Origin of the sequence: Hoeflea algicola, from assembly GCF_026619415.1 — a bacterium.
GTDB lineage: Bacteria > Pseudomonadota > Alphaproteobacteria > Rhizobiales > Rhizobiaceae > Hoeflea > Hoeflea algicola.
The window spans coordinates 830,576-846,173 of sequence record NZ_JAOVZR010000001.1; the positions used below are offsets into that span (position 1 = coordinate 830,576).

The window sequence follows — 15,598 nt, forward strand, 5'->3', positions numbered from 1 at the left end:
GGTGAAGCGGCGCATTAACGCCGACCATACGGGCGATGAACCCGCGGGGTCATCCAATGCTTGCACCCGGGTATGGTGTCGATCACATCCAGCCGAACCTACGCAGCATCGCGCAAGCAATGAAAAAGGGGCAAAAGCCCCCTTTCCTATTTCAGTCGTTCGATCATCGCCGAGAAATCGCGTCCCTTGCCGTCATCATTCACAAACGCGTCGTAGAGTTCGGTGGCATGCGCGCCCATCGGGGTTTGCGCCGATACACTGCTTGCTGCCTGTTGCGACAATTTCAGATCCTTGAGCATCAGTTCCGCAGCAAAACCGGGCTTGTAGTCATTGTCTGCGGGGCTTTGCGGGCCAACACCCGGAACCGGGCAATAGGCATTGACCGACCAGCAGGAACCCGACGAGGTCGAGACCACGTCAAACAGTTTTTGAGCCGACAGGCCCAGCTTTTCAGCCAGCGCGAAAGCTTCGCAAGTGCCGATCATCGAAATACCAAGCAGCATGTTGTTGCAGATCTTGGCCGATTGTCCGGCCCCGGCATCACCGCAATGTACTGCCTTCTTGCCCATGATCTCAAACAGTGGATTGGCAAGGCCGAACGCTTCGGCGCTGCCACCGGCCATGAAGGTCAGGGTGCCAGCCGACGCTCCGCCGACGCCGCCCGAAACCGGCGCATCGACCGAAAGCAGGCCCTTGGCGGCCGCCATCTCGTGAGCGGCACGGGCGCTCTCGACATCGACCGTCGAGCAATCGATGAACACAGAACCTGCAGTCCCCGCATCGACAATTTCGGCATAGACTGAACGCAGGATCGCCCCGTTGGGAAGCATGGTGATGACCGCATCCTGACCGCCTGCAGCTTCGGGCGCAGACCCGGCGGGTGTTACACCATCAACCGTTACGCCGGCCACGTCAAAGCCGGTCACTTCATGACCCGCCTTGACCAGATTGGCCGCCATTGGCGCCCCCATGTTGCCCAACCCGATAAACCCGATTTTCATGGCGTCCTCCTGCCCGTTCTTCATGCTCAATATACGGCGCCCTTGCGCCATGTCATATCGCGATATCGCCTCCCGGCGGTTCCGCCAACATCTCCTCCACCTCGGCCGCTGTCACGGCTTCGATATCCTTGTGCCGCCACTGCGGGTTGCGGTCCTTGTCGATGATGGCGGCGCGGATGCCCTCGACGAAATCGCCCTGCGAGGCGCTGCGCGAGGTAAACCGGTATTCCTGCTGCAGCGCCACGCGGATATCACCGCTTGCGCGCGCACGCCGTACCAGTTCGATTGTGCAGGCCGCTGACAATGGTGACGCTGACCTTATGGTCTTGGCTGTTGCGCTCCCCCAGTCGTCCGCCGGCAGCGAGCCGACAATCTCGGTGAGCGTGGCGCCACCAAAATGCGCATCCACCTGTTGCCGCAAGGCCATCAGCGGTCCGTCTTCGGGATCGCGCGCCAGGGCGGTCACGGCTGACCAATCACCGGTCTCGATCAACGTCTCGGTCAAACCCGGCCAGTCGGCCTCGGGGATGAAGTAGTCGGCAAACCCGGCGAAAATCGCATCGGAAGCATTCATCCGATACCCGGTAATGCCGAGATATTCACCCAGCCGCCCCGGCGCGCGTGCCAGCAGCAGCGATCCGCCGACATCGGGGATCAGGCCGACAGCGCATTCGGGCATGGCAATCTTCGAGCTTTCGCCGACCACCCGGTGTGAGCCGTGCAGCGAGACGCCGACACCGCCGCCCATGGTAAAGCCCTGGCACAGAGCGATATAGGGCTTGGGGTAATTGGCGATCTTGGCATTGAGCCGATATTCGTCACGCCAGAATGTCCGGCCGGGTTCGAAATCACCCTTGGAGGCGGTCTCATGCATGAATTGAAGGTCACCGCCGGCGGAGAATGCCTTGTGCCCTTCGGCATCAATCAGCACGCAGGCCACGCGTTCATCCTCGCGCCAGCCATAAAGGGCCGCTTCGATCGCCAGCACCATCTCATGGCTTACGGCGTTGAGCGCTTCGGGCCGCTGCAGCGTGATCTGGCCGATTCGGCCAATTTTACGAATGCGGATACTCATGCCGCGCGTTCCGCAAGCAACGCGCGCGAGATGATTACCCGCATGATTTCGTTGGTGCCCTCGAGGATCTGGTGCACCCGCAGGTCGCGGACGATTTTCTCAACGCCGAAGTCGGCCAGGTAACCGTAGCCGCCATGCAGTTGCAGCGCATCATTGGCGACATTGAACGCGGTGTCGGTGACGAACCGCTTGGCCATGGCGCAATATTTGGTGGCATCAGGCGTCTTGCGATCGAGCTTGCTCGCCGCCTGGCGCAGGAAAATCCGTGCTGCCTGCAGTTCCGTTTCCATGTCCGCTAGCCGGAACTGCAGCGCTTGGAACTGGTCAATGGTTTTGCCGAAGGCCTGACGTTCACCCATATAGGCGAGCGTCTTGTCGAGCGCCGACTGTGCTCCGCCCAAGGCTGAAGCGGCAATATTGAGACGCCCGCCATCAAGCCCGCTCATGGCGTAGCGGAAACCGGCTCCCTCCTCGCCGAGCAGGTTCTCGGCGGGGATCACGCAATCATCGAACTGTACCTCGGACGTCGGCTGCGAGCGCCAGCCCATCTTGTTTTCCGGCGCGCCGAACGAAAGACCGGGCGTGCCATCGGCGACGACCACCGCAGAAATGCCTTTCGGACCATCTGCCCCGGTACGGGTCATCACCAAGTAGAGGTCGGAAAACCCGCCACCGGAAATGAACGCCTTTGTGCCATTGAGCTTGTAGCCGTCATTGGTGCGTTCGGCGCGGGTCCTCAGCGCCGAGGCATCGGAACCCGAACCCGGCTCGGTCAGGCAATAGGAGGCAATCGTCTTCATGGTCACGAGGTCGGGCAGCAATCGCGCCTTCATTTCGTCCGATCCGTAAGACGCGATCATCCATGTACACATGTTGTGAATTGAAATGAACGAGGCGACAGACGGACAGGCCATCGACAGCGCCTCGAACACCAGTGTGGCATCGAGGCGGCTCAAACCTGAGCCGCCGTCGCTTTCCGGCACGTAGATCGATGCCAGCCCGAGCGCGGCTGCTTCTTCAAGCACCTCGCGCGGGATGGCTTCTTCCTTTTCCCATTTGGCAGCGAAAGGGGCGATCTTCTCGGCGCCAAACTCGCGCGCCATGTCGAAAATCGCCTGCTGTTCCTCGTTCAGTTCAAAGTCCATTTCAATGGTCTCCCGCCCCTGAATTGATCTCGCCGCCGTTGGCTCAGCCCATTGTGGGCATGGCGAAGTCGGCACCTTCCTTGGTACCCGAAGGCCAGCGTGAGGTCACTGTCTTGGTACGGGTATAGAACCGGAATGCATCCGGACCGTGCTGGTTGAGGTCACCGAAGCCGGATTTCTTCCAGCCACCGAAGGTGTGATAGGCCAGTGGCACCGGCAGCGGTACGTTGATCCCGACCATGCCGACATTGATCCGGCTGGCGAAATCACGTGCCGTGTCACCATCGCGAGTAAAGATCGCTGTGCCGTTGCCATACTGGTTTTCCATCGGATAGCGCAGCGCTTCCTCATAGCTCGGCGCACGCACCACCGACAGCACCGGTCCAAAGATTTCCTGCTGGTAGATATCCATGTCGCGGGTGACGTTGTCGAACAGGCATCCACCCATGAAGTTGCCGTTCTCATAGCCCTGCAGTTTGAAGTCGCGGCCGTCGACCACCAGCTTGGCGCCCTGCTCGACCCCGGAATTGACCAGGCCGAGGACCCGGTCACGGGCTTCGCGGGTTACCAGAGGTCCAAAGTCGATGTCATTGCCTGCCGTATAAGGCCCGATCTTCAAGGCTTCGACGCGCGGCGTCAGCTTTTCGATCAGCAGATCTGCGGTCTTTTCGCCAACCGGAACAGCCACCGAAATCGCCATGCAGCGTTCGCCAGCCGCACCAAAGCCCGCGCCAACCAGCGCGTCCACGGCCTGATCCATGTCAGCGTCAGGCATGATGATCATGTGGTTCTTGGCGCCACCGAAGCACTGCACGCGCTTGCCGTTGCCGCAGCCACGGGCATAGATATATTCCGCAATCGGTGTCGAGCCGACAAAGCCGATGGCCATGATTTCCGGATGATCGAGGATCGCGTCAACCACGCCCTTGTCACCATTGACAACACTGAGGATACCGTCCGGCGCCCCAGCTTCGCTCATCAGTTCGGCCAACATGATCGGCACAGATGGATCGCGTTCAGAGGGCTTGAGGATGAAGGCATTACCGGCAGCAATTGCCGGGCAGAACTTCCACATTGGAATCATTGCCGGGAAGTTGAACGGGGTGATGCCGGCGACCACGCCGAGCGGCTGGCGCATCGAGTACATGTCGATGCCGGGGCCGGCACCTTCAGTAAATTCACCCTTGAGATGATGCGGCGCGCCAAACGAGAACTCGGCCACTTCAAGGCCGCGCATCACGTCGCCCTTGGCGTCGGGAATGGTCTTGCCGTGTTCGCGCGACAAGGCTTCTGCAAGCTTGTCCATATCGCGATGCAGCAGTTCCACGAACTTCATCAGCACGCGGGCGCGGCGCTGTGGGTTGGTTGCGGCCCAGCCGACCTGTGCCTTGGCGGCGATGGCGACGGCTTCGTCAAGCTCGGCGTTGGATGCCAGCGGCACCTTTGCCTGAACTTCTCCGGTCGCGGGGTTGTAGACGTCGGCGAAACGGCCGGACTGGCCCTTTACATGTTTCCCACCGATAAAATGAGTAAGTTCCTGCATAGGTCTGCCTCCACTTGATAAAAATTGCTGAACGTACTGTGCACTCACCGGTCTTGATGTACAACGGGCCGAATTGCTCAACCGTTGTGCAGAAATTAAAGCACGATCAGGCCGCCGACAGCCCGCCGTCGATCTGCAGCGTCTGCCCGGTGACGAAACTCGACGCCGGATCCGCCAGAAAGGCCAGCCCGGCAATCACTTCGTCGACCTCGGCCAAACGCCCCATCGGAATCGCCCGCACCAATCCCGCCTCGGCAGCTTCGGCATCGCCACCGGCCTTGTCGAGAAATTCGCTGACCATCGGTGTGCGCGCAAACGACGGGCACAGCGCATTGATCCTAACACCGCGCCGCGCATATTCGATCGCGGCCGATTTGGTCAAGCCGACGACACCATGCTTGGCCGCTGCATAGACTGCCAGCATGGGTGCAGCGACCACGCCTGCCACCGATGCGACATTGACAATGGCGCCAGTCTCACCGGTCTCGCGAAAGCGATGTTCGAGCGCCGGCAGTTGCGCCCGCATGGCATAGAACACGCCCATCAGATCAACATCGATGATCTGCCGCGCTACCTTCAGCGGGGTTTTGGGCAGGCGCGCCATATCGTGGGCGATGCCAGCATTGTTGACCGCGATATCGAGCCTGCCAAACCGCGACTGCGCCGCCTCCACCAGTTTCTCTGACAGGTCCGGGTCGCAGATATCGCCGGCGACGATCACGTTGTCGCCACCGATCTCGCCGGCCAGCGCCGCAAGTGCGTCGGCATCAAGATCGCTCAGAACGAGAGTGGCACCCGCATCGTGGAAGAACCGCGCAGCCGCACGTCCGAAGCCACCGGTTGCGCCGGTCAGAATGACGACGCGTCCCTCGAAATTCGCCATCAATCAGGCCTTTCCGGCAATAATGTCATTGGCCATCGCTGCCAGCAGCGGCACCGCCTTGCCGATTTCTCGGGCGCGTTCGGGATTGGAGGCATTGCCATCCAGCGAGCGTTTGTAGACACCCTGTAAAATTGCGGCGAGCCGGAAGAACGAAAACGCCAGACAAAACGACCAGTTGTCGATTTCGATGCCGCTGCGTTCGCAATAGCGCGCGACGTAATCGGCTTCGCTGGGAATGCCGAGGTCACCGCGGTCAAGCCCGCCGAGCCCGCGAAACCCGCTGGCATGCGGCAGACGCCATTGCATGCACTGGTAGGAAAGGTCGGCCAGCGGATGTCCGAGTGTGGAGAGTTCCCAATCAATCAGCGCCAACACCTGTTCGCCGTGTCCGGCAAAGATCATGTTGTCGAGCCGGAAATCACCATGCACGATCGACGCCCGTCCCTTATCTTCGGGCACATTATCGGCAAGCCAGGCCATCAGCCGGTCGATGTCCGGCAGCTCTTCGGTCTTGCTGGCCAGGTATTGCTCGCTCCAGCGGCGGATCTGCCGCGCGAAGTAATTGCCCGGCCGGCCGAAATCGCCAAGTCCCGCAGCTTCCGGATCAACACTGTGCAGCCGCGCCAGCACATCGTTCATGCCGTCATAGACCGCAGCTCGTTCTGCTTTCGTCATTTCCGGCAGTGCCGGATCCCAGAATATATGGCCTTCGACCAATTCCATGACAAAATACATCCGGCCGATGACGCTGTGTTCTTGCGACAGTCCGAAGACTTTGGGCACCGGCACATCATTGTCGGCGAGCGCTTTCATCACCCGGTATTCGCGGTCCACCTGATGCGCAGATTTCAGGAGCGGGCCCGGTGGCTTCGCCCGGAGCACATAGCGACCGCTGTCAGCTTCCACCCGATAGGTCGGGTTGGACTGGCCGGTGTTGAATTTCTCGATCGCATGCAGACCGGAGAATTCCGGCACCAGATCGTGCAACTCGTCGGCCAGTGCGTCCATGTCAAACGGTTGATCGTCCATTTCAAGCGTCCTTGAACAGGCGGATACCATGCTGCACCGACAATCCGCCATCAATCGGCAGTACCGCCCCGGTCACATAGGAGCCGGCGCGGCTGCACAGATAGAGTGTGGCCCCGGCAATATCTTCCGGCGCGCCGATGCGCCCCAGCGGCACTCCCTCACCTACCCGCTCGACCTGATCGTCGCGGGCGGTAGCGAAGGCCGTCATCTTGCTCTGAAATGGCCCCGGTGCAAAGGCGTTGACGGTAATCCGGCGGGACGCGAGTTCCTCGGCCAGGATTTTGGTCAAATGGTGGACGGCCGCTTTCGAGGCGGAATAGGAATAGGTGCCGTCGGCAATCGGCTGTGATCCCATCACTGATCCCAGATTGATAATCCGCGCAGGATCGGAATCGTTTGCCGCGGCACACAGCAGCGGCGTCAGATCGCGCGTCAGCGTGAACAGCCCCGCAACATTGACCGACATCACCTTGGCCCACGCCGCGTGCGGGAAATCATCATAGGTCGCGCCCCAGGTGGCGCCGGCATTGTTGATCAGGATGTGAAGCTTGTCTGTGCGCGCCGTTACCTCTTCGACCAATGCGCGAACACCGTCTTCGGTGCCGACATCACCGGCAAAACCTTCCGCCGTGCCGTTGGCGCCAAGGGCATTGAGTTCGTCGGCAACGCGCGCGCATTCCTCGCCCTTGCGCGAAGCGATCAACACGCGGGCGCCTGAATGCACCAGCGCCATGGCGATCATCCGGCCGATTCCGGTGGCGCCGCCGGTGACCAGCGCAACCTTGCCGTCAACCGAAAACAGGTCTTCCAGATAGCTCATAGTCGCCGCCTCCCGGGTTCCGGGCGCCGCCGCAAAGATGTGCCTGGCGCCCGACTGAATTGCACCGTCAGGCAATTGCCGCCCGAACCGTGTGCCGCTAGCATGGCAAACAATTGACGTGTGCGTAAAGGGAAGATTCGGCAAAGCCGTTCCTCATCCCTGCCATTATGTGACCGGTCCACCACAGGCAACTGGGTACCGAGCCAGCAGGAGTTGCAATGACACAAGCAAGAGCCATGGATTTGGGTGTTTCCACCTATCTTGAACCGATTCTGGCTGCCGTGCGCGATATGGTGCGCAACGAAATCATGCCGCTGGACGAGCAGTTTCTGGCCGAGGTCGGCACGGCCGGCGATCGCTGGGCCTATAGCCCGCGCCAGACGGAGATCCTCGCGAGCCTGAAAGCCAAGGCCCGCGAGCGCGGGCTGTGGAACCTGTGGCGGACCAGCGCGCCCGACAACAACCTGACCACCGTGGACTATGCCTACCTGGCCGAAGAAATGGGCAAGGCCCATCTCGGCGTCGAAACCTTCAATTGTTCGGCGCCCGATACCGGCAACATGGAGGTGCTCGACCGCTACGGCACGGCAGAACACAAGCAGCGCTGGCTCGAGCCGTTGCTCGACGGCAAGATCCGCTCCGCCTATCTCATGACCGAACCGGACGTCGCCTCCTCCGACGCCACCAATATCGAGATGTCCTGTGTCCGCGATGGCGACGAATATGTGCTAAATGGCGAAAAATGGTGGGCCTCCGGCGTCGGCGATCCGCGTTGCGCCATCTATATCGTCATGGTGCGCACCGGCGATGCGGATACGCCCAAGCATCTGCGGCATTCGATGATCCTGGTGCCCGCCGATACCGTTGGTGTCGAAAAACTCCGGCCGATGCAGGTTTATGGCCAGGACGATGCCCCGCATGGTCATTTCCATCTCCGCTTTACCGATGTGCGGGTGTCTGCAGCCAACCTCTTGGTGGGCGAAGGCAAGGGATTCGAGATCGCCCAGGGCCGTCTCGGGCCGGGCCGCATCCATCACTGCATGCGCGCCATCGGCCAGGCCGAGATGGCGCTGGAACTGATGTGCAAGCGCGCACTCGACCGCGAGGCCTTCGGCAAGAAGCTGGCGCAGCTCGGCGCCAATTACGACATCATTGCCGAAAGCCGGATGGAGATCGAGATGGCGCGGCTGTTGTGCCTGAAGGCCGCATGGATGATGGATCAGGGCGACGCCCGCGCGGCGGCCCCTGGATCAGCCAGATCAAGGTAGTGGCACCGAGAATGGCGCTCAAGATCACCGATGAAGCAGTGCAGATGTTTGGTGGCCAGGGCATTTCCCAGGATACGCCGCTGGCGCGGATGTGGACGCATTTGCGCACCTTGCGGCTGGCCGACGGACCCGACGCGGTGCACCGCCGCCAGGTGGCGCGCGCCGAACTCAAACGCCATACCCAGGAAAAGGTCTGATCCCGATATGAAAGCAATCATCTGTCCCGACTACGGACCTGTTTCCAATCTCGATTACCGCGAGATCTCCGATCCCCATCCGGGCGCAGGTGAAGTGGTGATCGATGCCAAGGCGATCGGTGTCAATTTTCCCGACGGGTTGTTGGTTCAGGGGCTTTACCAGATGAAGCCACCGACGCCGTTTTCGCCAGGCATGGAAGCAGCCGGCGTGGTGAGCGAAGTCGGCGACGGGGTCAGCCAATTCATACCCGGCGACCGGGTTGTAGCCCTGCTCGATCATGGCGGCTATGCCGAAAAAGTGCTTTCCCCCGCCAACCGCGTCCATGCCCTGCCCGATTCCATGAGTTTCGAGGATGCCTGTGCGCTGATGTGCGCCTGGGGCACATCGCATTATGCGCTCAAGCAGCGCGGCCAACTCCAATCCGGTGAAACGCTGCTGGTGCTCGGCGCCGCCGGCTCCACCGGCCTGGCGGCGATTGCAATCGGCAAGGCGATGGGCGCGCGGGTGATCGCGGTCGCTTCGACTGACGAGAAACAGGCGGCCTGCCGCGATTTTGGCGCCGATATCGCCCTGCCCTATGAAGGCCTGCGCGAGGCGCTGAAGCGCGAGACCGGCGGTCGTGGTGTCGATGTCGTCTTCGATCCGGTCGGCGGGCAAGCTTTCGAGGTCGCCGCCCGCGCCATGGCCCGTCATGGGCGGTTGCTGGTGGTTGGCTTTGCCTCCGGTGAAATCCCCAAACTTGCGGTCAATCTGGCGCTGCTCAAGGAATTTTCGCTGGTTGGTGTGTTCTGGGGCGCGTTCACTGCGAACGAACCCGAGTTGTACGCCGCCAACAACCGCGAGCTGTTTGCCTGGCACGCCGATGGCGTCGTCAAGCCGCGGATCGACGAGCGCCGACCACTGTCAGAGGCAGCAGCAGCATTGCAGCGGATTCTCGACCGTGGTGCCATCGGCAAGACCATTCTGATCCCGTAACATCTGCCCCAAGCTTGATCTCGCAAGGAACCCGCCATGACCGTGCCCGAAACCATGAACGCGCTGATCCTCAAGGGCCACGGCCTGTCGGGCAGCCGCAGCGGTGCGGCGATCGATACGCTGGAGCCCTATCTCGATTATGGCAAGCTGCCGGTTCCCAGGCCGGGCCCGGGCGAGGTTCTGGTCAAGGTACGGATGGCCTCAGTCAATCCTTCCGATCTCTATTTCATCAAGGGCGAATACGGCCAGCCCCGCGTCAAGGGTGCTGCGGCAGGCTTTGAAGGGGTAGGCCAAGTGATCGCCGGCAACGGGCTTTATGCCGCCTATCTCAAGGGCAAGCGGGTGGCTTTTGTTGGCGGCGCCGCAGGTTCGGGCGCCTGGGCCGAGTATATTGTTGTCTCAGCCGCCACCTGCGTGGTGATCCGGCCGGCGATGCGCGACGAGGATGCTGCGGGCCATGTGGTCAACCCGGTGACGGCTTGGACCATGTTCGACATCGTCGAGAAATCCGGTTCGAAGAGCTTCATCTTCACCGCCGCCAACAGCCAGCTCGGCAAGCTGATCGCCGGGCTTGCGCGCGACAAGAACTGCGCGATGATTGCGATCATCCGCAACGAGAGCCAGGCTGCGCACCTCGAAGAACTCGGCGCCAAACACGTGTTGGTTCAATCCGACCCGGAGTTTGGAGCAAAACTCGCCGCCCTGTGCAAGACCGACAAGCCGCGCATTCTGCTCGACGCGGTTGCCAATCAGGTTGCCGCCGACATTTTCACCGCCATGCCTGCGCGTGCCCGCTGGATCATCTATGGCAAGCTCGACACCGAAGAACCGTCGCTTCGGGAGCCCGGCCAGTTCATATTCATGGACAAGAAGATCGAGGGATACTGGCTGGCGCAATGGTTCAAGCGGGCCTCGATCATCGAGAAACTGCGGACGTTGCGGGCAGTGCAAAACCGTTTTATTTCGGGCAAATGGCGCACTGAGGTGGTGGCCACAATTCCACTTTCCGAGGCTCTGGTGAAATTGCCGGCAGCGCTGAGAACGGGCGATGGCAAGGTCATGCTGACGCCTTGAGCTTGAGCGGTAGCGGATTCATATTCTCAGGAAATCCTCCCAAAATATTGATTCAGCGTTAGTTTCAGGGACAGGATCTTATCCGCAAAACGCTCTTCTTCGGTTCTGCCAGAGGTGAAACTTTCCTTGAGGCTTTTGCGTCCTATCTGTTGCAGGATGGAGGCTGTCTCATGACAAACCGATTTTACCCGCTGACGCCAATCGCCGCCGGCATCGCCATGCTGCTGGTGGTACTCACCCCGGCCGTCGCTGACGAGGCGGGGGAGGCCCGCACCAAAGACCCAGCGACCGCGGCGCGCAATGTCATCGAAAGCCAAATCCAGGCGTTCCTGAACGATGACAGCGCTGGCGCCTATTCATTTGCGGCGCCGGCAATCAAGCAGCTTTACCCCGACGAGACCCGGTTTTTCGACATGGTCAAGCGCGGCTACGCCCCGGTGTTCCGGCCGGGCAATTTTGCCTTTGGCCGTTTCAAGCTTTCCGCCGACGGATCCGGGCTGGTGCAGGAAGTGCTGATCGAGGGGCCGAATGGCCAGGACTGGACCGCACTCTATTCGCTTCAACGCCAGCCCGACGGCAGTTTCCGGATCGACGGCGTGCAGATGATCAAGACCGCCGCGCCGCAGACCTGACGGTTTCGCGGCGCGCTTTTGAGCAATTGCCGCAGTGGTGGCGCTAAATCGGAACCAAGCCGATCCGGCGGCGTTGAGCCTGCACGGGTCGTCATTGCCCTTTGGCCCGAATTCAACCTATGATCCTTATCGCAACCGCCGGGCCAATCGTGTCTCCGCGCCGGGTGTACGGGAATGGAGTACTGTTGTGAGCGTCGCCTTTACCAAGGAAGAAAGTTCCGAAACTGCAGCCGAAACAATGCTGCCAGACCGGCCCATTTCCGAGCATCCCAATCTGGTCACGCTCAGCGGTTTGAAACAGCTGCAGGCTCACCTTGATGCTGCCCGCGCGGCCTATGAGGCGGCAAACAGCGTCGAGGACATCAACGAACGCCGCCGTCAGCAGGCGGCCCCGTTGCGCGATGCGCGCTATTATGCCGAACGGGTGCGCTCGGCCGAGCTGATCCCCGATCCCGAAACCCATGAGGCTGTCGGCTTCGGCTCCACCGTCACCTATACCCGCGACGAGCGCCCGGCACAGACTTATCGCATTGTCGGCGAGGACGAGGCCGACCCCAAATCGGGCAGCATCTCGTTTGCTTCACCGGTGGCCCGCGCGCTGATGGGCAAGGCGGTGGGCGATGTGGTCGAGGTGGGTGAACAGGATCTCGAAATCATCTCTATCTCATGGGCTGAGCTGCGTTGAAGCTAACGGTTCCGGCAGTCACGAAGGCCGGACATGCAAAAGCGTTGCCGCGCGAAATATTCGCCGGGGTGTGAGGTTCGATATCCGGAGGGCCGCACGCGGGCTTTGCCTTACGGAAATTAAATAGTGGGTGGCGCAGCACGCGCGCGGCCCGAATCTCGCCGAATGATGTCCGCATCCGACAGGCAATGGCCACTTCGCTTGACCCGCTTGAGGGTTTTCACCCGATGCGGGATTTTGCGAGGCTTTCGCCCCGGACTGTCAGCCCCGGACCTGGGGCCACAGTGGAAGTTTTTGGGCGCGGTCTCCGGCACGCATTTCAACCCCATCCTCGTGCTGCCTGCCGCATACGCGTGACGTGGGTCAAGCCATCACAACAGGCAGGACGGGGCCAAAATTCGCCACAGGCCCGGTTCGCTGTCGGGTCCCGCATCCTGCCCGAAGGCAGGCACGGAACCCGAGGACGTACCGGTGGCCGACTGAACCTGGTCTTCCATTGGGAAACACCAGATCCGTCGACGGAGCCACGCTGGTCACCGCCTCCCCCGGCTCCGACCGCACGTTACGGCTGACCCGAGAGGCTTTCCTCCCGTCTGGTCCAACACGTTCGCGTTCCATCCGGCAGCGGGAGCGCAAAAAGTATGGCATGGGCGGTATGGGTGTGGAAATTCCGGGCAAGCTTAAGGGCAATCGGCACTGCGCGTGCTCTTCTCCCCATTGCTGGAGGAGAAAGAAAAATCATCAACTTAGCTAGTGTTGAGTGACAGATTAAACCAGAGCACAGACTGGGTTTAACGCCGGGAATTTTCCCTCCCCCAGGAACCGGCGCTGCGCCCAATCCTGCTCGTTGCGGGGATGACTACTGCCATGTCCCTGTCCTACCGGCTCGCGAAATAATAAAGCACGCCGGCAACCGGCAGCAGGATGATCGAGGCGGTGCCTGCAACCAACGGGATGATGCCGGCCATTTCATCAAACTGATGTCGTCCGGAGACGGTCTCGAGCCCCCACCAGCCAAAAAGCATCCCCGCCAGGCTCAACAGCAACAGGACAATGGCAAACAGTTTCATCGATCAGCCCCTCCGCCGCCCTCCAAGCAGCCGGACGCTTCATCATTACAACTACACCTGAGGGAGTTCGATGGCGTGCGACCCTGCAGGTATGCGTCATCTGATACATAATATGCGCTGTTTTCGAGAATGCAAAGCCGTGTTCGCCGTCGCCATCCCCGTTCCCACGCGGGTGACTATCGCCCCTCAGCCGTTGTGATTGGAGCGGATGTCGCCCGCCAGATAGTGCGGGAGAGATGAGACTGATTATTTCAGGCAGAAGGCGAATGTGATATGCGCTGTCCTGATGCCGGGGAGGCATCGATTTGGGCGGATGGATCGTCGGCCAGGATTTGAAGACAGGCCTCAAGGGGCCAAAAGACTTGGATGTGTAAATTGTTTGATGCGTTGACTTTGCCGTGCGGAACCACCCTGAAAAACCGGATTGTGAAATCGGCGATGTCGGATTCGCTCGGCGACGGCACCGGCCATCCGACCGAGGCGCAGTTCCGGCTGTACCAACGCTGGGCCGAAGGCGGTGTCGCGGCGTCGATCATCGGCGAGGTACAGACCACCCCCGATTTTGCGGAGAAGCCGGGCAATCTGGTGCTCAACCGGGACTCCGAGATGGCGCGTTTCCGCACGCTGGCGCGGCGGGGCAGCGAAAACGGCGCTTTGCTGTGGCTTCAGCTCGGCCACGCCGGTGCACTTGCCCATGCCCCCACCAGTGAGCCCAAGGGGCCGAGCGCGCTCGATCTACCGGGACTACGCTGCGCGGCCATGACATTACGGGAAATCCGGAAGTTGCCCGCTACTTTCGCCCGCACCGCCCGCCTCGCACAGATGGCAGGCTTTGGCGGCGTTCAGGTTCACGCAGCGCACGGATTTCTGCTCAGCCAGTTTCTGTCGCCGCTTTTCAACAAGCGAAGCGATGGCTATGGCGGGGTAATCGCCAACCGGATGCGGCTGCTGCTCGAGGTGGTTGCCGCCATACGCGCAGCCGTCGGGCCGGAATTTCCGATCACGGTGAAACTCAATTCCTCCGATCAACTCGAAGGTGGGCTCGGGACTGACGATGCGCTGGCGGTGGTGGCCGCACTCGACAGCACTTCGGTTGATCTGATCGACATCAGTGGCGGGACCTATTTTCCGGGCGCCAAATCCGCCTCCGACAGCACCGGAAGCGGGCCCTATTTTCTTGATTTTGCCAGCCGTGCCCGCGCGCTGACCAAAATACCGTTGATGCTGACCGGCGGTTTCAAGACCCGGGCCCAGGCCGAGGCGGCGCTGGCCAGTGGTGCGGTTGATGTGATTGGCCTCGCACGCGCACTCGCGCTGGAACCGGCGCTGGTCAATCTGTGGCAACTGGACAGGGAGCCGGAGCCCGCCTTCCCGCAATTCAGCGAGGTGCCGGAAGGCGGCATAACCGCTTGGTACACGATGCGGCTGACTGAGATTGGCAATGATGCGGAAACGCCGGAAATCGGCGACCTGCTGCAGGCGGTTCGCACCTACCAGGACCGAGACGAAGAGCGGACCAGGATCTGGCTGCGCCATTTTGCGCAAGACGCAGGATAACGAGCCGATATCGTGATCTGCGGTGAGACGGAGCGACTACCGGGGGCGTGCCGACGATACGCGGCGATCCGGCGAATGAGCCGCAAGCCTCCGCCCCGACACGCCGCAATACCGCCCGCGGGTTCGGCCGTCGCTGCTGTCAGAGCCAGCCACGCGCTGGCTTTGGCAAATTTGCGTTGCCAACGGCTGAAGTCCGCAACTGAGGATTTTCCCCCGACTAAGAATCCGCTATGAGGGGGCAAGAGGGCTCTCGCCGGCCAGCTCCACCACTCAAGCAATCTCCAAGGAAATGTCGACCATGAACTTCCGTCCCGCACTGCTGGCCGTTGTTGCCGGTGCCCTCTCCGCCTGCACCACCGCCACGATCCCGTCAAACCCGCTTGAGGCGCGCTGGAACGGCAAGTCGGCGGGCGCCTTCTTCGCCGCCTACGGGCCTCCGGTGTCTGACCAGGCAAGTTCTGGCGGCGCGACGCTCTACAGCTGGCGCGGTGGTTTTTCCGGGGGCAGGCCCTGCACCGTCGAGCTAAAGGTCGGCAAGGACTACACCATCACCTCGATCCGCGCGGTTTCCGATCGGGTTAACCCGAAGGGCGGCCCAACCCATTGCGAGAAGACCCTCGACGCCGGATAATTGCTTGAGTGG

14 protein-coding genes and 1 pseudogene are annotated in these 15,598 nt (G+C 61.3%); 7 read left to right on the forward strand and 8 right to left on the reverse strand.

The window, feature by feature from the left end; all coding sequences use genetic code 11:
* Window positions 1–146: 146 nt before the first annotated feature.
* The 7 genes from mmsB to OEG84_RS04185 form a co-directional block, all read right to left on the reverse strand.
* Entirely contained in the window at window positions 147–1,001 is an 855-nt protein-coding gene (gene mmsB / locus OEG84_RS04155) for a 3-hydroxyisobutyrate dehydrogenase (protein ID WP_267652566.1), read from the reverse strand.
* A gap of 52 nt (window positions 1,002–1,053) precedes the next feature.
* Complete coding sequence (locus OEG84_RS04160; RefSeq protein ID WP_267652567.1) at window positions 1,054–2,076, reverse strand: enoyl-CoA hydratase/isomerase family protein; 1,023 nt, start codon at window positions 2,074–2,076, stop codon at window positions 1,054–1,056.
* Complete coding sequence (locus OEG84_RS04165; protein WP_267652568.1) at window positions 2,073–3,221, reverse strand: acyl-CoA dehydrogenase family protein; 1,149 nt, start codon at window positions 3,219–3,221, stop codon at window positions 2,073–2,075. The genes OEG84_RS04160 and OEG84_RS04165 overlap by 4 nt, the downstream gene beginning before the upstream one ends.
* 43 nt (window positions 3,222–3,264) lie before the next feature.
* Complete coding sequence (locus OEG84_RS04170) at window positions 3,265–4,764, reverse strand: CoA-acylating methylmalonate-semialdehyde dehydrogenase (protein WP_267652569.1); 1,500 nt, start codon at window positions 4,762–4,764, stop codon at window positions 3,265–3,267.
* A gap of 106 nt (window positions 4,765–4,870) precedes the next feature.
* Window positions 4,871–5,647, reverse strand: coding sequence for an SDR family NAD(P)-dependent oxidoreductase (locus OEG84_RS04175; protein WP_267652570.1), 777 nt, complete (start codon window positions 5,645–5,647; stop codon window positions 4,871–4,873).
* Window positions 5,648–5,650: 3 nt separating this feature from the next.
* Window positions 5,651–6,676 (reverse strand): phosphotransferase family protein, encoded by a 1,026-nt coding sequence (locus OEG84_RS04180; protein WP_267652571.1) that lies wholly within the window; start codon window positions 6,674–6,676, stop codon window positions 5,651–5,653.
* A gap of 1 nt (window position 6,677) precedes the next feature.
* Entirely contained in the window at window positions 6,678–7,496 is an 819-nt protein-coding gene (locus OEG84_RS04185; RefSeq protein WP_267652572.1) for an SDR family oxidoreductase, read from the reverse strand.
* Window positions 7,497–7,732: 236 nt separating this feature from the next.
* Between OEG84_RS04185 and OEG84_RS04190 the strand changes: the two are divergent.
* The 5 genes and pseudogenes from OEG84_RS04190 (at window position 7,733) to greA (ending at window position 12,328) form a co-directional block, all read left to right on the forward strand.
* Window positions 7,733–8,961 (forward strand): annotated as a pseudogene (locus OEG84_RS04190) (acyl-CoA dehydrogenase family protein).
* Between the two features lie 7 nt (window positions 8,962–8,968).
* Window positions 8,969–9,937, forward strand: a complete 969-nt coding sequence (locus OEG84_RS04195; RefSeq protein ID WP_267652573.1) for an NADPH:quinone oxidoreductase family protein — start codon at window positions 8,969–8,971, stop codon at window positions 9,935–9,937.
* A gap of 36 nt (window positions 9,938–9,973) precedes the next feature.
* The gene (locus OEG84_RS04200) at window positions 9,974–11,011 is read left to right on the forward strand and encodes an alcohol dehydrogenase catalytic domain-containing protein (RefSeq protein ID WP_267652574.1); all 1,038 of its coding nucleotides are present in this window, start codon (window positions 9,974–9,976) and stop codon (window positions 11,009–11,011) included.
* A gap of 218 nt (window positions 11,012–11,229) precedes the next feature.
* The gene (locus OEG84_RS04205; RefSeq protein WP_267656077.1) at window positions 11,230–11,643 is read left to right on the forward strand and encodes a DUF4864 domain-containing protein; all 414 of its coding nucleotides are present in this window, start codon (window positions 11,230–11,232) and stop codon (window positions 11,641–11,643) included.
* A 187-nt stretch (window positions 11,644–11,830) separates the two neighbouring features.
* Window positions 11,831–12,328 (forward strand): transcription elongation factor GreA, encoded by a 498-nt coding sequence (gene greA / locus OEG84_RS04210; RefSeq protein ID WP_267652575.1) that lies wholly within the window; start codon window positions 11,831–11,833, stop codon window positions 12,326–12,328.
* An 878-nt stretch (window positions 12,329–13,206) separates the two neighbouring features.
* Here the strand turns inward: greA and OEG84_RS04215 are convergent.
* The gene (locus OEG84_RS04215; protein ID WP_267652576.1) at window positions 13,207–13,398 is read right to left on the reverse strand and encodes a hypothetical protein; all 192 of its coding nucleotides are present in this window, start codon (window positions 13,396–13,398) and stop codon (window positions 13,207–13,209) included.
* Window positions 13,399–13,764: 366 nt separating this feature from the next.
* Here OEG84_RS04215 and OEG84_RS04220 point away from each other — a divergent pair, with 366 nt between their 5' ends.
* Window positions 13,765–14,955 carry an NADH:flavin oxidoreductase/NADH oxidase family protein gene (locus tag OEG84_RS04220; protein ID WP_267652577.1) on the forward strand — a complete coding sequence of 397 codons (1,191 nt, stop codon included), beginning with the start codon at window positions 13,765–13,767 and terminating at the stop codon, window positions 14,953–14,955.
* A 298-nt stretch (window positions 14,956–15,253) separates the two neighbouring features.
* Window positions 15,254–15,586 carry a hypothetical protein gene (locus OEG84_RS04225; protein ID WP_267652578.1) on the forward strand — a complete coding sequence of 111 codons (333 nt, stop codon included), beginning with the start codon at window positions 15,254–15,256 and terminating at the stop codon, window positions 15,584–15,586.
* The last annotated feature ends 12 nt before the right edge of the window (window positions 15,587–15,598 follow it).